The organism is Martinezella rhizogenes, assembly GCF_000799715.1.
GTDB lineage: Bacteria > Pseudomonadota > Alphaproteobacteria > Rhizobiales > Rhizobiaceae > Rhizobium > Rhizobium rhizogenes_C.
Window position 1 is genome coordinate 157,937 of record NZ_JUHG01000018.1, and the last position, 16,644, is coordinate 174,580.

15 protein-coding genes are annotated in these 16,644 nt (G+C 60.1%); 4 read left to right on the top strand and 11 right to left on the bottom strand.

Going from position 1 to position 16,644, the window contains the following annotated elements; translation table 11 throughout:
- Positions 1 to 98 precede the first annotated feature (98 nt).
- The 3 genes from EX00_RS26965 to EX00_RS26975 form a co-directional block, all read right to left on the bottom strand.
- Positions 99 to 1,151 carry an adenylate/guanylate cyclase domain-containing protein gene (locus tag EX00_RS26965; protein WP_047464816.1) on the bottom strand — a complete coding sequence of 351 codons (1,053 nt, stop codon included), beginning with the start codon at positions 1,149 to 1,151 and terminating at the stop codon, positions 99 to 101.
- A gap of 151 nt (positions 1,152 to 1,302) precedes the next feature.
- On the bottom strand, positions 1,303 to 2,448 hold the full coding sequence (gene rnd, locus EX00_RS26970) for a ribonuclease D (RefSeq protein WP_047464819.1): 1,146 nt from the start codon (positions 2,446 to 2,448) through the stop codon (positions 1,303 to 1,305).
- Between the two features lie 131 nt (positions 2,449 to 2,579).
- On the bottom strand, positions 2,580 to 3,971 hold the full coding sequence (locus EX00_RS26975; RefSeq protein WP_047464820.1) for a multicopper oxidase family protein: 1,392 nt from the start codon (positions 3,969 to 3,971) through the stop codon (positions 2,580 to 2,582).
- A 118-nt stretch (positions 3,972 to 4,089) separates the two neighbouring features.
- Here EX00_RS26975 and EX00_RS26980 point away from each other — a divergent pair, with 118 nt between their 5' ends.
- Complete coding sequence (locus EX00_RS26980; RefSeq protein ID WP_309546374.1) at positions 4,090 to 4,524, top strand: endonuclease domain-containing protein; 435 nt, start codon at positions 4,090 to 4,092, stop codon at positions 4,522 to 4,524.
- Positions 4,525 to 4,921: 397 nt separating this feature from the next.
- Positions 4,922 to 6,712 (top strand): aspartate--tRNA ligase, encoded by a 1,791-nt coding sequence (aspS, locus tag EX00_RS26985; RefSeq protein ID WP_047464822.1) that lies wholly within the window; start codon positions 4,922 to 4,924, stop codon positions 6,710 to 6,712.
- 75 nt (positions 6,713 to 6,787) lie between these two features.
- On the opposite strand, the gene EX00_RS26990 is transcribed toward aspS, so the two are convergent.
- A complete protein-coding gene (locus EX00_RS26990; protein WP_047464824.1) occupies positions 6,788 to 7,957 on the bottom strand; it encodes a serine hydrolase domain-containing protein in 1,170 nt (389 codons plus the stop codon).
- Between the two features lie 66 nt (positions 7,958 to 8,023).
- On the opposite strand from EX00_RS26990, the gene EX00_RS26995 reads away from it, so the two are divergent.
- Positions 8,024 to 8,683 (top strand): TetR/AcrR family transcriptional regulator, encoded by a 660-nt coding sequence (locus tag EX00_RS26995; RefSeq protein ID WP_202903778.1) that lies wholly within the window; start codon positions 8,024 to 8,026, stop codon positions 8,681 to 8,683.
- Between the two features lie 54 nt (positions 8,684 to 8,737).
- Here the strand turns inward: EX00_RS26995 and EX00_RS27000 are convergent, their stop codons facing one another.
- The gene (locus tag EX00_RS27000) at positions 8,738 to 9,925 is read right to left on the bottom strand and encodes a hypothetical protein (RefSeq protein WP_047464827.1); all 1,188 of its coding nucleotides are present in this window, start codon (positions 9,923 to 9,925) and stop codon (positions 8,738 to 8,740) included.
- A 228-nt stretch (positions 9,926 to 10,153) separates the two neighbouring features.
- Here EX00_RS27000 and parC point away from each other — a divergent pair, with 228 nt between their 5' ends.
- Positions 10,154 to 12,412, top strand: coding sequence for a DNA topoisomerase IV subunit A (gene parC, locus EX00_RS27005; RefSeq protein WP_047464829.1), 2,259 nt, complete (start codon positions 10,154 to 10,156; stop codon positions 12,410 to 12,412).
- Positions 12,413 to 12,514: 102 nt separating this feature from the next.
- Here parC and EX00_RS27010 read toward each other — a convergent pair whose 3' ends face one another.
- The 6 genes from EX00_RS27010 to hemB form a co-directional block, all read right to left on the bottom strand.
- Positions 12,515 to 12,907, bottom strand: a complete 393-nt coding sequence (locus tag EX00_RS27010) for a type II toxin-antitoxin system death-on-curing family toxin (protein ID WP_047464831.1) — start codon at positions 12,905 to 12,907, stop codon at positions 12,515 to 12,517.
- Positions 12,904 to 13,125: an AbrB/MazE/SpoVT family DNA-binding domain-containing protein gene (locus tag EX00_RS27015; RefSeq protein WP_007691500.1), complete on the bottom strand. Its 222-nt coding sequence runs from the start codon at positions 13,123 to 13,125 to the stop codon at positions 12,904 to 12,906. The genes EX00_RS27010 and EX00_RS27015 overlap by 4 nt, the downstream gene beginning before the upstream one ends.
- Positions 13,126 to 13,185: 60 nt before the next feature.
- Positions 13,186 to 14,067 carry a DMT family transporter gene (locus EX00_RS27020; RefSeq protein ID WP_047464832.1) on the bottom strand — a complete coding sequence of 294 codons (882 nt, stop codon included), beginning with the start codon at positions 14,065 to 14,067 and terminating at the stop codon, positions 13,186 to 13,188.
- Positions 14,068 to 14,844: an arginyltransferase gene (locus EX00_RS27025; protein WP_047464835.1), complete on the bottom strand. Its 777-nt coding sequence runs from the start codon at positions 14,842 to 14,844 to the stop codon at positions 14,068 to 14,070.
- Positions 14,845 to 15,036: 192 nt separating this feature from the next.
- Positions 15,037 to 15,495, bottom strand: a complete 459-nt coding sequence (locus EX00_RS27030) for an RDD family protein (RefSeq protein ID WP_047464837.1) — start codon at positions 15,493 to 15,495, stop codon at positions 15,037 to 15,039.
- A gap of 77 nt (positions 15,496 to 15,572) precedes the next feature.
- Positions 15,573 to 16,586 carry a porphobilinogen synthase gene (hemB, locus tag EX00_RS27035; protein WP_047464839.1) on the bottom strand — a complete coding sequence of 338 codons (1,014 nt, stop codon included), beginning with the start codon at positions 16,584 to 16,586 and terminating at the stop codon, positions 15,573 to 15,575.
- Positions 16,587 to 16,644 lie beyond the last annotated feature (58 nt).

Consider the following 16,644-nt stretch of genomic DNA (forward strand, 5'->3'; position numbering starts at 1 on the left):
AACAGGCGAGCTGTGTCGGCTAATTAACGCTTGGGTGAAGCTTTGGTGACTGTGCACAACTCATAGGCTGCGGGATGCGGCGCCTGATGAAGACGCACCTATTGCGCACCGCTTAGGGCCTGCGGCAGCGCGCGCCTCTGCATATGCAGGGCAATGACGCCCAGCGTCTGATCGCGGCCGCGAACGGCATGGTCGCCGAGATCTTCCTTGATGATCCCATCGGGAAGCTCCAGCTGTCTTGCAAGGTCGGTCGAGATCAGCACCTGACGTTCCAGCGTCTTGCAGAAGGATTCCAGCCTTGCGGTGGTGTTTACCGTGTCGCCGAAATAGGCGATCTTGTGATGATCGACGCCGATTTCGGCGGTAACGATGGCCCCGCCGTGCAAGGCTGCCCTGAGACGTGGCACCCTACCGTAGGATTTTAGCCATTTCTCGGCGTTTGCCTCGATGTCTGCGAGGATATCGAAAACGCAGCGTACGCAGCGGGCATCCTTTATGCCGCGTTCGAGCGGCCAGGTGATAATGGCCGCATCGCCGATATAGTCGTCGATGGCACCCTTGTGCCGCCGTACCGGCTCTGCGAAGGCGCTGAACAGCGAGCCGAGGAACTCTTGGGCCTTGAGGTCGCCATGCTCTTCGGCAAACGCCGTCGAGCCGACAAGGTCGATGAACAGAAACACGCGCTCTTCCTGCACCGGATTGCGATAACGGCCGGTCAACAGGCTGAGGAAGACGTCGCGACCGAGCAACTCTCGGACGCGTGCGATGAAGATGATGATGGCGGTCACCGCGACGGCGTAGAGGTAGACATCGACCTTTAACAGCGTGACATCCGCCCAGGTGCCGGTTATCAAACCCAAGGATTTCAATAGGGCGCCGCCTACCGCAAAGCCGATAGCGATCAGCGCGAAATCGACAATGAATGCGGAGGCGATGAAGGCCGGCGTGGGCAGGCGATGCATCCAATAGTTCAGGCGCGGCAGGATCATGCGGCGCTCGAAGGCCAGCAGCGGCATCCCGGTGAACAGCGCAAAGGCTGCGCCGATATACATTGGTGAATCCGGGAAAAACATCTTGCCATAGGCAACGCCGCTTCCGGCGACGAAGAGTATCGTCAGGATCCAGTTACGTATTGAAGGCAACGTTCCCATTCGGTCGGCCCACCCAGAGATGACGCATATTGCCAAAAGCGGAGCGTTTCGGCAAAGACTATGCGTCACCAAACATATGATGACGCCAAGCGTTCATTCCAAGAGATTTACGGCGTATTCGTGGTTGCAGCCGGAAAAGAGCGCGCCGCGATTAAAGCGCGACGGTCTCGACCCGCTTTCCGACGAAACGCAAGGCGACCTGACCCTGGATGAGCTGCAGCGCCGTCTCGCCGAAGAGATCACGCCGCCAGCCGGTGAGAGCGGCCACCTCGGCCTTCTCGCCTTCGGCGGCGATCTTGTCCAGGTCTTCACTGTTGGCGATGACCTTCGGGGCGACGCCATGTTTTTCGGCGGTGAGCTTCAGCAGAACCTTCAGCAGTTCGGCGGCGGCGGCCGTGCCTTCCGGAGCCTGTTGGTGACGCGGCGCATGCGGCATGTCGGCTTTGGGCAACTCCAGGGCCTGATTGATCGCTTCCAGAACGGCGGCACCCGAGGCCGAGCGTTCCCAGCCCTTGGGGATGGTGCGCAGCCGGGCGAGCGCTTCCGTATCCTTCGGCTGCTGCTGGGCGATCTCGTAGATGGCGTCGTCCTTCAGCACGCGCGCACGCGGCACGTTGCGGGCACGCGCCTCGCGTTCGCGCCAGGCGGCAACATATTTCAGCACGGCCAGTTCCTGCGGCTTGCGCAGCCGCATCTTCAGCCGTTGCCAGGCGTCATCGGGATGCAGATCGTAGGTCTCGCGCGCTTCGAGGATCGCCATTTCCTCAAGCAGCCAGGAGGCGCGGCCTTCGCGCTCGAGCTGCTCCTTCAGCGAAAGATAGACGTCGCGCAGATGGGTGACGTCGGCGAGCGCATAGTCGAGCTGCTTTTCCGATAGCGGCCGGCGGCTCCAATCGGTGAAGCGCGAGGATTTGTCGATCTGGATATTCTTGATGCGGCTGACCAGCTGGTCGTAGGAAACCGAATCGCCAAAGCCGCAGACCATGGCGGCCACTTGCGTGTCGAAGATCGGATGCGGAATGAGATTGCCGCGATTGAAGATGATTTCGATGTCCTGGCGGGCAGCGTGAAACACCTTCATGACGGCGGAATTGGCCATCAGTTCGAAGAAGGGTTTCAGGTCAAGGCCCTTGGCCAGCGGATCGACCAGCACCTCGGTCGTCGGGCTTGCCATCTGAATCAGGCAAAGCTCCGGCCAGAAGGTCGTCTCGCGCAAGAATTCAGTGTCGATGGTAATGAATTCTGACTTGGCCAGCTCTTTGCAGGCCGCCTCTAACTGGGCGGTAGTTTCGATCATATCAACACATTCATCGGTAAAATAGTTCGTTAATCTTCCTTCTCCTTTCGGCCGGATATGTCAATACGTGGAGAGAGGAAGTATCTCACAGCATTCCGCTTTTCGGAAAAATCGTCGAAAAGGCCACTGCTCTAGGCCACGCGCATATAACTTGTCATGCCTGTCTTCTGATGCTCGATGATATGGCAATGCAGTAGCCAGTCGCCCGGATTGTCGGCGACGAAGCCGAGCTGCACCTTTTCATCCGGCTGAATCAGATAGGTATCGGACACGAAGGGCGGTACTTGCCGCGTCGAGGAGGAGAGCACGGTGAAGCTCATCCCATGCAGATGGATCGGATGGGCATGCGGAGTTACGTTTTCCATGTCGAGGATATAGCTTTTGCCGAGCTTCAGCTCGGCAAGTGGTGCTGTCGGATCGGGCGTATCGCCCGGCCACGGCACCTTGTTGATCGCCCAGAAACTATAGCCGAGCGAGCCGCAGATGCTGTCGGTGGCTGTATCCTCCGCCGTGGCGCTGAGGATGAGCGGGATGTGCTGCGCAGCGCCGATATCGGCCTTCGCGACGGGATTATCCTCCAGAGGCGCCAGATCGCGAACGTCGCGCTTCAGTGAGCTGCCGACCGAGCGTAGCGTCGCCAATACCTTCGGATCGGTGCCCCTGATATCCTCCAGCTTGACGATCGCGCCTTCCTGGTCCGGCATCCGCACGGCCAGTTCCAGGCGCTGGCCGGGGCCGAGTTGCAACAGATCTAGCGGAAAACGCTCGGGCACCGGATTGCCGTCGATGGCGATCACCGTCGCCTGGGCTCCATCCATCCGGAAAGAATAGATGCGCGTGACGTCGGTAATGGCAAGACGCAGGCGCACCAGCCCGCCGGAAGGCGCATCATATTGTGGCTGCTGCTGCCAGTTGGCGGTTCGCACCGTCCCATAGGTGCCGGATTTGGCGGCATCGCGCGGGCGGAACTGGGCGATGAACTGTCCATCGCCGCCGAGCCGCCAGTCACGCAGATTGAGCACCACTTCCGAATCGAACGTCGGGTCCTTCGGATTTTCCACGACGATGACGCCGGTCATGCCGTGGCCCATCTGGATCAGCGTGTTGCAATGCGGATGATACCAGAAAGTGCCGGCATCCGGCGGCGTGAAGGCATAGTCGAAGTGATCGCCGGTATAGACATAGGGCTGCGTCAGGAACGGCACACCATCCATCTTGTTGGGCAGCCGGATGCCATGCCAGTGGATGGTCGTGGGGTCGTCGATGCCGTTGATCAGCCGCGCGGCAAAGGGCTCTCCCTTCCTCATGCGCACGACCGGCGGCTGGCCGGCGTCGCCATAGGTCAACACATCCCTGGTCACGCCGCCATCTGCCAGGCTGACCTGGGTCTTCACGGTCTTCAACACCTGCGGCTCCGCCGCCAGCGCCTTGTCGCTGAACTTGCCAGCGATGCCAAGCCCCACGCCATAGGCACCGGCCACGGCAGAGGCTTTCAGAAGATTGCGGCGGGTGAGAATGGGCATGCGAGGCTCCAGGTACGCGGGACTATGCTCATCTGTTTAAAGTTGAGCGTGGTGTTCAGCAATAGCACTGAGGTAGCCAAACCGCCGCATCAGCTACTGGGGGTGGCGCGGGCCGTTGATGCATGATGTTTGCGGTGATGGAAATCCATCCGGTTTCGTGCTTTCTGGTCCAGAGATAACTGAAGCGAGAGAACTCTTGCATCGCGACGTTCCTGATCGACATCGACAATTCGCCAGAGCAATGCGCAGTGATGCCACCAAGGCTGAGAACACGCTTTGGCAAGCTCTCCGGCGCAGTCAGCTTGAAGGGTTCAAGTTCAAACGACAGGTTCCTGTCGATGGTTACATTTTGGATTTCGTGTGTTTTGAAGCGCGGCTGATCATCGAGGTTGACGGCGCACAACACGCGGAAAGCACAATAGATCGGAAGCGAGACGCGTATTTCTCAAATCAGGGTTTTCGCGTGCTGCGAGTCTGGAACCATGAGGTAATCGAAAATCTTGACGGGATCTGTTTGACAATCCTCGCGGAGCTGAAAAACACTGGAGAATGAACTGGAGAGCAAGGCAGGCTCGGAGCCTATCTCGCCCTTGGCGGGCGAGAAAGCAATTTCACTGGTTTAGGAATTGCGCTACTGTATGCTCAACACGTTCAAGGCTTGAGCGCAATTTCTAAGCCATTGAAATTGCAAGAGCGGGGGTCACGTTCTTGCCTCGGTAAACTGGAAGCTTGCTGCGTCCCTGCCTACCCCCTCTCTTGCAATTTCTAACACTTAGCCTCGCGGCTAAATGTAAGAAATTGCTTTCTCGCCCGCCGGGGGCGAGATAGACCAATGCTTCGAGCCTTGACAAATCAGGCGCACCATGCGCTTTTCCGCCCGATTTTCTCGTCGGCAGGCGAGGGGCTTTTGTCCGTATTCGCCGCCGACCGCCAAGTCCAGGATATACATTATGCATCGCTATCGCAGCCACACATGCGCCGCCCTGCGCAAGTCCGACGTCGGTTCGACTGTCCGCATCTCCGGCTGGGTTCATCGCGTCCGAGATCATGGCGGCGTGCTGTTCATCGACCTGCGCGATCATTACGGCATCACCCAGGTCGTTGCCGACCCGGACTCGCCCGCTTTCAAGCTGGCCGAGACCGTGCGCGGCGAATGGGTCATCCGCATCGACGGCCTGGTGAAGGCTCGCACGGAAGACACCGTCAACAAGACCATGCCGACCGGCGAGATCGAGCTTTACGCGCAGGAGATCGAAGTGCTCTCCGCCGCCAAGGAGCTGCCGCTGCCGATCTTCGGCGAGCCGGACTATCCGGAAGATGTTCGCCTGAAGTATCGCTTCCTCGATCTGCGCCGCGACACGCTGCACAAGAACATCGTTAAGCGCACGCAGGTCATTTCCTCGATGCGCCGCCACATGGGCGAAGTCGGTTTCACCGAATACACCACGCCGATCCTGACGGCTTCGTCACCGGAAGGTGCTCGCGACTTCCTCGTGCCGAGCCGTATCCATCCCGGCACATTCTACGCGCTGCCGCAAGCGCCGCAGCAGTACAAGCAGCTGCTGATGGTTGCCGGTTTCGACCGTTATTTCCAGATCGCGCCGTGCTTCCGTGATGAAGATCCGCGCGCCGACCGTCTGCCGGGCGAATTTTACCAGCTCGACCTCGAAATGAGCTTCGTGACCCAGGAAGACGTCTGGAACACGATGGCACCGCTGATGACCAGCATCTTCGAGGAGTTTGCCGAGGGCAAGCCCGTCACCAAGGAATGGCCGCGCATCCCCTATGACGTCGCGATCCGCAAGTATGGTTCGGACAAGCCGGACCTGCGCAACCCGATCGTCATGGAAGCCGTGACCGAGCATTTTGCCGGCTCCGGCTTCAAGGTCTTCGCGAACATGATCGCGTCGAACCCGAAGGTCGAAGTCTGGGCGATCCCGGCCAAGACCGGCGGCTCGCGCGCATTCTGCGATCGCATGAACGCCTGGGCGCAGAGCCAGGGCCAGCCCGGCCTCGGCTACATCTTCTGGCGCAAGGAAGGTGAAAAGCTCGAGGGCGCCGGCCCGCTCGCCAAGAACATCGGCGAGGAGCGTACCGATGCGATCCGCACCCAGCTCGGCCTCGATGATGGCGACGCCTGCTTCTTCGTCGCGGGCGATCCCGCCAAGTTCTACAAGTTTGCCGGCGAAGCGCGTACCCGCGCCGGCGACGAGCTGAACCTGATCGATCGCGACCGTTTCGAGCTTTGCTGGATCGTCGACTTCCCGTTCTTCGAATGGAGCGAGGAAGAAAAGAAGGTCGACTTCGCTCACAACCCGTTCTCGATGCCGCAGGGTGGTCTTGAGGCGCTGCAGAACCAGGATCCGCTGACGATCAAGGCCTACCAGTACGACGCCGTCTGCAACGGCTTCGAAATCGCCTCAGGCTCGATCCGTAACCAGTCGCCGGAAACCATGGTCGCTGCCTTCGAGAAGGTCGGTCTGAGCCAGGCTGACGTCGAGGAGCGCTTCGGCGGCCTCTACCGTGCCTTCCAGTACGGCGCGCCTCCGCATGGTGGCGCTGCCTTCGGTATCGACCGCATCATCATGCTGCTGGTCGGCGCCAAGAACCTGCGCGAAATCTCGCTGTTCCCGATGAACCAGCAAGCGCAGGATCTATTGATGGGTGCCCCATCTGTGGCGACGCCAACGCAGCTGCGCGAACTGGCGATCCGCCCGGTTCCACCGGTGAAGAAGGACTGAGGCTCCTCGCGAGCTTTGAACATGCAAAACCCGGCGACCGAAATCGCCGGGTTTTTTATTGGTCTTGGGGGAGCTTCAAAGGGAGGCGTAGATCGCATCGCGAAGGTCGATAGTGAACTGCCCCCACATGCCCTCAAGCGCCGTGTTGGTCAGCGCCACGACGGTCAACCCTTTCGCGGGGTCGACGAACCAGCTGTGACCGTAGACGCCGCCCCATTTTATCGTACCGACGGAGAACGGAACATCCGCCGCGACGGGGTTGATGACGACGGACCAGCCGTAGCCAAAGCCAAAGCCGGGTTGTAACGGCTGGAGATGCCCGTTCGCTTGGTCTGTCGTCATCGTCTTTACGGTGTTGGCCGACAATAGCGGAGCGCCGCCCTTACGTACGGTCTCCAGGATGGCGAGCACGTCATCGGCCGTTCCGGCCATGCCGGCGCCGCCGGAGTGGTAGGAGGTTGGGTCGAATATTCGGTCCGGCGCGAACCGAATGAAGCCGTCGAGTATGGGCGCCACGGCTTCGTCTCCCATCCGCTGCGGTTCCGGGGAGCCATTCATATAGGGAGCGGCGAGGCGGCTCGGGTCGCGCACGGAAAAGGCGGTGTCGACAAGACCAAGCGGCCCAGTCACCAGCTCTGCAACCGCCTTGTCGAGGCTGCCGCCAGTTTCCTTTTCAATGATGCCGCCGAGCACATCCATCGCCAGTGAATATTGCCAGCCGTCTCCAGGGGCGAAGCGCAGCGGTGCGCTTGCGAGACGCCTCAGGTTTTCGGCAAGCGCGAGACCCGGTTCACCGAGCCCATCGGACACGCCGGCGCGGTGATAAGGGCCACCTTCTTCCTCGGCGAATGCGTAGCCCATTCCGGAGGTATGCGTCAGCAGGTGGCGGATGCGAATGACCGCTTCGGTCCCGTTCGGCAGGCGAGGCCGGAAATCCGGCAGCCATTTCGTTATCGGATCGTCCAGGCCTATCCGGCCTTGTTCGATAAGCCGCATGGCGGCGATGGCGACGATCGGCTTCGTGATCGAGGCAAGGCGGAAGATAGTGTCTTCCCGCATCGCCGCATTGTTCTCCCGATCCGCCATACCGGCGGCGCGGCGATAGATCTGCTCGCCATTCCGTGAGATCAGAACCACCGCTCCGACCAGTCTCTTATCCGTCAAGGCAGCATCGATTGCGGCGTCGACACCGTCGGCAAGGGAGCCGAAGGACGGCCGCGAGGCGTTTTCAAGGGGAAGACTCATGGTAAGAAACCTTCTATAATCACAATGACCATTCCTGAATAAACCAAGTCGCGAGATATTTCTAGAGTGACCATTGTGAAAAATAGCGAAGAAACGAAAAATTCCTCTCCGAAGAAACGCGGACGCCCGCCGGCCTTCGATCGTGAGACGGTTCTTGCCGCCGCGCGCGATACGTTCTGGAAACATGGCTATGATGGCTCCTCCATCGCGGATCTGACCGCCGCAATGGGCATCACGCCGCAAAGCCTCTATGCGGCCTTCAGTTCGAAGGCGGAGCTCTATCGCGAGACGCTCGAGCAATATCGGCGCATGCCCCGGCCCGAGCCGGGCAATCCGTTTCAGGCGGCGGTGGATACGGTGAGCGCCTTCGAGCGCTTCTTCAGGAATTCCGCCGCGATCTTCACCGCTCCGGAACACCCGAAAGGCTGCATGATTTCGACGGCAGTGCTGAATTGCGCGGAGGAAAACGAGCCGATAGCCCATCATGTCGCGTCGATGCGCTTGCAGACGCTGGATCTGTTTGCCACGCGGATTGAGCGCGGCATTGAAGAGGGCGATATGCGGCCGGATGCCGACGCGCGCTCGCTTGCCCGTTTTCTCGGGGCGATCGTGCAGGGCATGTCCGTTCAGGCACGGGATGGTGCGACCGGGGATGAGCTGCTTGCCCTGATGGCTCACGCTATCAGCGAGCTTCAAAAGTATCGGTTGCCGCGTAACGGCCAATAGAAAACCCGGCGACCGAAATCGCCGGGTTTGATGATTTTCCTGCTGAAAGGCCGATCAATCGTTGGACGAGACCTTGAGGCCGATAACGTTTGGGATCGACTGCGGAGCGCCCATGGCGGCGCCGATGATCATCGGCAGCGGCACCGGCTTGTCCGGGGATGCATTGATGGTCAGGCTCTTCGGATTGTCGAGATAGGCGGTGACGGCGGCGGAAACAGCATTTTGCAGTTCCGGAATGTTGAGCTGCGCCATCATGATCGGCGTCATCGCCTTCAGCGTGTCAGCCAGCTGCTTGCCGGTAACGCCCTGCTGCTTGCCGGCAAATTCCAGCGCGCGCGACGTGATCGAGGCGTCGTCGAAGCGGATCTGGGCGCTGTTGAAGGTGAGCTGCTGCAAAAGGCCGAGCATGGCGAGGCCGGCGGATTGCTGCGCGTCCTGCTGGTTCGGGTTGGAGCGGACGGTCTTCAGCGCTTCCTGCAGCGACTTGGCGAAGGCCGGCGTATAGCCGGAAAGGCTGAGCGCGATGTTGAGCTTGCCGACATCCTTGAAATCAAAGGAGTATTCGGTGATGTCGATTTTGCCCGGAGCAAGCTCCCAGCCGCCCTTCATGGCGATGGTACCATCCAGCTGCTTCAGGTTCAGCTGTTCGATGGCCAGCTTGCTTTGCGGATCGTTCACCGCGCTGAGATCCACGGCGACGCCGTTCACCTTGGCATCGAAGTCAACGCCGGAATTATCCGCACGCTTGGTCATCGTCGCGTCGGCGTTGGAAATTGCGAATACCTTCGTGCCGTCCTTGGTGACGGAAACCGCACCCGCATGGGCGCTCTTGTAGAAGAGCAGCGAGCCAAGATCACCTTTATCCGCATCGGCTGGAAGTTCGACGCCGTCCATCTTCAAGTCGGTGGCATTGATGGTGAGACCATCCTTTGTCGCGGCGACGTCGGGGAAACCGACCTCGTCGATGGTGTAGCCGCCGCCAGCTTCAGCGACACCCGTCATCGTGATGTCGCCGAGTTTGATGCCGTCGGGAGTGCCGGTCGCCTTGAAGCTTGCGCCCTTGAACGTCACCGTCGTGCCGCTGACGTCCACGCTGTCGGCAGCGAGAGACGCGCCTTGCGCGGAGTAGATATTGTTGATCTTTTTGAGGAGGTCGTTGCCGTCAAGCGCGAAGGCGGAGCTGGCGAAAGACAGGATGACGGCGCTGGACAGCATCAGCCGTGTTGTCCGATAGAAAGTCATGGTGGCGTTTCCTCATTGAGCTGTTGTCGGCGGGCGTACAGATTCTGCGTGTACCGCGGCGATATATATTCACCTTTGCCTGAAATTCCAATGACAATGGCGGCTACGAGTGCGGGCATGGGAGTTGTGTGCAACCTTACGCCAGATTGTGCTTGAACTGAGGCGTCATCCACAAGTGCTTTCCACTGATTTCTTGCCGGGAATCGGCTTCTCCGCTAGTCAAGGGCCATGGGAAAAAATCTTCTACCGCCTGGTGGCGGCGACGACGACAGCATCGTTCCGGTCGACCTGAAGGCCGCGCTCGAAGAGCGCTATCTGGCCTATGCCTTGTCGACGATCATGCACCGCGCTCTTCCGGATGTTCGTGACGGCCTGAAGCCGGTTCATCGCCGCATTGTCTACGCGATGAGCGAGATGGGCCTGCGGCCCAACTCGGCCTTCCGCAAATGCGCCAAGATCGTCGGCGAGGTGATGGGTAACTACCACCCGCACGGCGACCAGTCGATCTATGATGCGCTGGCCCGCCTGGCGCAGGATTTCTCGCAGCGCTACACGCTGGTCAACGGCCAGGGCAATTTCGGCAATATCGACGGCGATAGCCCGGCCGCGATGCGCTACACCGAATCCAAGATGACGGCGGTTTCCGAGCTGCTGCTCGAAGGCATCGACCAGGATGCCGTGGACTTCCGCGATACCTATGACGAGTCGAATTCCGAACCGACCGTCCTGCCCGGCGCCTTTCCGAACCTGCTCGCCAACGGCTCCTCCGGTATTGCCGTGGGCATGGCGACCTCGATCCCGTCGCACAACGCCCACGAGCTTTGCGACGCAGCATTGCATCTGATCAAGGATCGCGATGCCACCGTCGAGAAACTGGTGGAACTTTACATTCCCGGCCCGGACTTTCCGACCGGCGGCATCATCATCGACGATCGCCAGAGCATCATCGAGGCTTACAAGACCGGCCGTGGCGGATTTCGCGTCCGCGCCAAATGGGAAATCGAGGATCTCGGTCGTGGTGGTTACCAGATCGTCGTCACGGAAATCCCGTTCCAGGTGCAGAAGTCGCGGTTGATCGAGAAGATCGCCGAACTGCTTCTGGCGCGCAGGTTGCCGCTGCTCGAGGATATTCGCGATGAATCCGCCGAGGACATCCGCGTCGTCCTGATCCCGAAGAGCCGCACCGTCGATGCGACGATCCTGATGGAATCGATGTTCAAGCTGTCGGAGCTGGAAAGCCGCTTCCCGCTCAACATGAACGTCCTCTCCATGGGCCGTATCCCGAAGGTCATGGCACTGAACGAGGTGCTGAAGGAGTGGCTCGACCATCGCCGCGAAGTCTTGCAGCGCCGCTCGCGCTTCCGGCTTGCGGCCATCGAGAAACGCCTGGAAATCCTCGGCGGCTTCCTGATCGCCTACCTCAACATCGACGAGGTGATCGCCATCATCCGCGAGGAGGATGAGCCGAAGCCTGTGATGATGGAGCGGTTCGGGCTGACCGACAATCAGGTCGAAGCTATCCTCAACATGCGGCTGCGCTCCTTGCGCAAGCTCGAGGAGTTTGAAATCCGCAAGGAGTTCGACGGCCTCAGCAAGGAAAAGACCGATATCGAGGCATTGCTTGCCTCCGACGAAAAGCAGTGGCAGACGGTCGCCTGGGAAATCGGCGAGGTGAAGAAGAAGTTTGCCAAGGCGACCGAGATCGGCCGCCGCCGCACGCAATTCGCCGAAGCGCCAGAGGCTGATGATGCCGCGCTCCAGCAGGCGATGATCGAGAAGGAACCGATCACCGTCGTCGTGTCGGAAAAGGGCTGGATTCGTGCACTGAAGGGTCACATCTCCGAGACCGCGACGCTCACCTTCAAGGAAGGCGACGCGCTGAAGGTCGCGTTCCCGGCGCAGACGACGGACAAGATCCTGATCGTCACCACCGGCGGCAAGGCCTATACGCTCGGTGGCGACAAGCTGCCCGGCGGGCGCGGTCATGGCGAGCCGCTGCGCATCATGGTCGACATGGAAAACGACCAGGACGTGCTGACCGCCTTCGTCCACGACCCGCAGCGCAAGCAACTCGTCGCTTCCACCGCCGGCAACGGCTTTATCGTGCTGGAAACGGAACTGGTCGCCAATACCCGCAAGGGCAAGCAGATCATGAACCTCACGACGCCGGACGAGACGAAGCTGCTCGTGCCTGTGTCCGGCGATCATGTTGCCGTCGTCGGCGAGAACCGCAAGCTGGTGGTTTTCCCATTGTCGCAGGTCCCGGAAATGTCGCGCGGCAAGGGCGTACGCCTGCAGCGCTACAAGGACGGCGGTGTCTCGGATATCAAGTGCTTCGCTATCGCTGATGGCCTGACCTGGGAAGACAGCGCCGGCCGCACCTTCACCAAGACGAAAGACGAGCTGGCCGAATGGCTCGGCGATCGTTCCGCCGCCGGCCGCGCGGTGCCGAAGGGCTTCCCCAGGACCGGCAAGTTTTCGGGGTGAGGGACGGTCGGAATAGTTGATGAAACGCCCCGTTGGGGCGTTTCAGGCGACGAACGCCCTGAGCTCAAGCGAAGGGCCGGGTGTGTGTGGCAAGGGTAATCGTCAGTCGCTTAGCGGAACGGAGAAATCTCTGAGGAATTGGGTCGCGCCTGTCTCATCGATTTCTCCGGCTGCGACGCCCAACACGAGGGCGACAATCATTCCATCGTCCGTGTCGATCAGATAGCCGTTGATGTAGAGAAACGTAAAGGCCGCCAGATAGCCCGTTCTTTTATTTCCATCTGAAAAAGGATGGTTCCGAACGAGGCCATACAGGTAGGCCGCCGCAAGAGCGAATAGATCATTTTCGCCATATGCGGCTTTGTTTAGTGGACGTGCGATAGCAGCTTCCAGCGCGTTTTCATCTTTGAGACCCGCTAATCCGCCATGCTCCGCAAGCTGTTCGTGATGCATGATCTCGATCGCTTCGCGCGTCAGCCACTTGTATCCGCTCATTTTGCGAGTTCGCGCAGGGCGGCGCGATATTTTTGCATCCCGAGCCTTGCCGCCCGCAATTGTTCAGCAAGGTCAGCGCGCTCTGGAACCAGTTCGATAGTGCCATTCACTTCACGTATTTCCAGAGCATCGCCGCTTTTCAAGCCGAGTCTTTGAAGAACTTCCTTCGGAATGATCACGCCTTCGGAATTGCCGATCTTGCGGATGACGATGTTCACGCTCGATACTCCTTGTGTAATAACTAAGTTATAACACTAGAAAATCGCCGTCGCAACGCCTCACTCCGCCGCCACCGCTCGTGCCTTGACCCGCGCTTGCCACAGCGAATGCGCTGCAAGCGCCAGGATCAGCACTAGTCCGCCGGCAAGTGTCATGTTGCTCGGCGCTTCGGCGAAGATCAGCCAGACCCAGATCGGCGCGAGGATCGTTTCCAGCAGATAGAACATCGCCACTTCCGGCGCCGAGAGGAAGCGTGTGCCGGTCGCAAGACACCAGAAGGCGAGGGGCATGAGAACCCCGCCGTCAAGCAGGATCCAGCCGGGATGATCGATCGCAATGCTTGCGGGAATGACGTGATAGAGGCCGACGGCGGCCGGAATGATGGCGGAGAGCAGCGAGGCGAAGCCCATGTCCCGCCGCGAGGCACGGCCGATCGTAATGGCGCAGGCGATGGCGAAGGACGCGAAAATCGCGAGTGCGTCGCCGAGAAAATGGCCGCTCTCCATGCCATCTCGCACGATCAGGCTAACACCGAAGATCATGGCGATCATGGTGACGATGGTGGAAAGGGCGGGGCGCTCTTTCAGGAAAATCCAGGAGAGGAGGGCGGCGAACATCGGGTTGAGGGCGATGATGAAGACGACATTGGCCGCCGTCGTGTAATAAATGGCAAGCACGAAGGCGATCGTCGTCAGGCCATAGAGCAGGGCGACGGGAAGTCCGGCCCAGCCCGGCAGGACGCTGCGCAGGGAGCCGGTGAGCCGGCGGATGACGACAAGGGCGATAAGCGACACGATGACGGTCGCAAGGCTACGCGCCGACAGCACCGACCAGGCCTCACCGCTCGAAAGCCGGATCAACGGAATATCCACGGACAGCGCGAGGCCGCCGATCGTGCTCAGCAACAGGCCTTTCCGGTGATCGGAGAGATGGGAGATCATTCAGCGGGAGTGATCTTCGCCGGCATCCGCGGGATCGAAACGCTCCCAGCCGCGTGGCGTCAGATGTTCCTGCGGCTGGAACCGGGTCTTGTAGTCCATCTTGCGCGAGCCCTTGACCCAATAGCCGAGATAGACGTGCGGCAGCCCGAGCGCCTTGGTTCGCCTGATATGATCGAGGATCATGAAAGTGCCGAGCGAGCGATCCTGTTGATCGGGATTGAAATAGGAATAGACCATCGAAAGCCCGTCGCTCATCACGTCGGTCAGGGCGGCTGCCAGCAGCTCGCCCTTCGGTCGTTGCTCCAGTCCCGAACCTTCCTCGCGCCGGCGATATTCGATGATGCGGGTGTTGACGTGGGTGTCCTCCACCATGATCGCATAATCGAGCACGGTCATGTCGGACATGCCGCCCTGCTGATGGCGATAATCGAGATAGCGGCGGAAGAGGGAGTATTGTTCGCTGGACGGCTGGGCCGGAAATTCGGTGGCGATGATATCGCTGTTTGTCGACTGCACGCGTTTCATCGAGCGGCCGGGCTCGAACTCCTGGGCGAGAATGCGAACGGAAATGCAGGCGCGGCAGGCTTCGCAGGCGGGGCGGTAGGCAATGTTCTGCGAGCGGCGAAAACCGCCCTGGGTCAGGATATCATTCATCTCCGCCGCGCGCGGGCCGACGAGATGGGTGAAGACCTTGCGCTCCATCTCACGCGGCAGGTACGGGCAGGTTGCCGGTGCCGTCAGATAAAACTGCGGAGATGGCGTCGACTGCGTATTCATCTGCCGCTGGTTGACCTTTCATTCAGCATTCGACATCGCACAAGCATGGCTCAAGTTTGGAAAACGTCAACCATGTCCTTCGTGTGAGGTCACAGTTTCCTGCCCTATTTTGATGCAAAATGCCTTTCCATGCACAATAAACAGCCCGGATAACCGGGCCGCGAGGATATTTGAGGTAAATATCGTCCTGTTCTACGCGGTTTTGACGATGACCGTGCCGAGCAACAGGTCATGAATCAGGCGGCTGCGCTCGATGAACAGGCCCGCCAGCAGGATGAGCGGCGTCAGGATGGAGTTCAGGATCCAGAACAGGGCCAGATGCACGATGGCGGTCAGGAAATCCATCCGCCGTCCATCGACCCGCACCATGGCGATGCCCACGGCGCGCATACCGAGCGAAGCCTGATGCGGCCCACCGAGCGTCCAGCCGAAATAGAGGCCGGCCACGATGATGAAGAGGGCGGGATAGAGGAAGAAGCCGAGCCCAAGCGTCAGGACCGACACGAAAAACAGAACGACAGCCGCCGGAATGCAGAGCAGGGCGACGATGACGTAGTCGATGATGAACGCGAAAATGCGCCGGCTCAGCACGCCACTATAGGCGCGCCAGTCGTCCGGTGCCGCGTAAAGCGGGCTGGGATTAGAGCTCATTGTTTTCCTCCTTGGGGAAACATTCGCCGAACATATGGTGTAAGGTTCGGCAAATGCAATAAGTCTGTGGTGAGCAATTACCTCTTCGCCAGAAGCTTCGCCACGTCCATGGCGAAATAGGTGAGGATGCCGTCACAGCCGGCGCGCTTGAAGGCGAGCAGCGTTTCCAGCATCACCCGCTCGCCGTCGATCCAGCCATTGGCGGCAGCCGCCTTGATCATCGAATACTCGCCGGAGACCTGATAGGCGAAGGTCGGAAGGCCGAAAGCCTCCTTCAGCCGCCAGCAGATGTCGATATAGGGCAGGCCGGGCTTGACCATCAGCATATCGGCGCCTTCCTCGACATCAAGGGCGGCGTCGCGCACGGCCTCGGTGCCGTTGGCCGGGTCTATATAGTAGGTCTTCTTGTCGCCCTTCAGCAGGCCGCCGGTCGAGATGGCCTCGCGATAGGGGCCATAGAAGGCCGAGCTGAACTTGGTGGCGTAGCTCATGATGCCAACGCCCTGGTGGCCGGCAGCATCGAGCGCCTGGCGGATGGCGCCGATGCGCCCGTCCATCATTTCCGACGGCGCGATGATGTCGGCACCGGCATCCGCCTGGTAGACGGCGGCGCGCATGACCTGTTCGACCGTCTCGTCATTGACGATATCATTGCCGCGCAGAATGCCATCATGGCCATGACTGGTGAAGGGATCGAGCGCGACGTCGGTGATAACTCCGATATTCGGGACGGCTTTCTTGATGGCGGCGGTGGTGAGATTGATGAGGTTGTTCTTTTCCAGGCTGTTCGAGCCGCTCGCGTCGCGCAGTTCCATCTCGATGTTCGGGAAGGTGGCGAGCGCCGGAATGCCGAGATCGGCGGCTTCCCTTGCCGCCTCCACGGCCTTGTCGACGGTCATGCGATTGACGCCGGGCATGGCCGGGATCGGCTCGACGATGCCGCTACCGGGGATGACGAAGATCGGCCAGATCAGGTCGTCGACGGTCAGGCGGTTTTCCTGCACCAGGCGACGCGTCCAGTCGGCCTTGCGGTTGCGCCGCATCCGCCGATGCCCGGTTATCTCGTCAACAAGATGCGTCTTGTCCTGCATGGTCCCGCCGTCCTCTTTGGTCTATCTATCGACTTAATATATAGGCAGCGTACCTACA

Coding starts and splice junctions, on each gene's coding strand:
- EX00_RS26965 (WP_047464816.1), bottom strand. CDS start 1,151: ATGGGAACGTTGCCTTCAATACGTAACTGGATCCTGACGATACTCTTC.
- rnd (WP_047464819.1), bottom strand. CDS start 2,448: ATGATCGAAACTACCGCCCAGTTAGAGGCGGCCTGCAAAGAGCTGGCC.
- EX00_RS26975 (WP_047464820.1), bottom strand. CDS start 3,971: ATGCCCATTCTCACCCGCCGCAATCTTCTGAAAGCCTCTGCCGTGGCC.
- EX00_RS26980 (WP_309546374.1), top strand. CDS start 4,090: ATGCATGATGTTTGCGGTGATGGAAATCCATCCGGTTTCGTGCTTTCT.
- aspS (WP_047464822.1), top strand. CDS start 4,922: ATGCATCGCTATCGCAGCCACACATGCGCCGCCCTGCGCAAGTCCGAC.
- EX00_RS26990 (WP_047464824.1), bottom strand. CDS start 7,957: ATGAGTCTTCCCCTTGAAAACGCCTCGCGGCCGTCCTTCGGCTCCCTT.
- EX00_RS27000 (WP_047464827.1), bottom strand. CDS start 9,925: ATGACTTTCTATCGGACAACACGGCTGATGCTGTCCAGCGCCGTCATC.
- parC (WP_047464829.1), top strand. CDS start 10,154: ATGGGAAAAAATCTTCTACCGCCTGGTGGCGGCGACGACGACAGCATC.
- EX00_RS27010 (WP_047464831.1), bottom strand. CDS start 12,907: ATGAGCGGATACAAGTGGCTGACGCGCGAAGCGATCGAGATCATGCAT.
- EX00_RS27020 (WP_047464832.1), bottom strand. CDS start 14,067: ATGATCTCCCATCTCTCCGATCACCGGAAAGGCCTGTTGCTGAGCACG.
- EX00_RS27025 (WP_047464835.1), bottom strand. CDS start 14,844: ATGAATACGCAGTCGACGCCATCTCCGCAGTTTTATCTGACGGCACCG.
- EX00_RS27030 (WP_047464837.1), bottom strand. CDS start 15,495: ATGAGCTCTAATCCCAGCCCGCTTTACGCGGCACCGGACGACTGGCGC.
- hemB (WP_047464839.1), bottom strand. CDS start 16,586: ATGCAGGACAAGACGCATCTTGTTGACGAGATAACCGGGCATCGGCGG.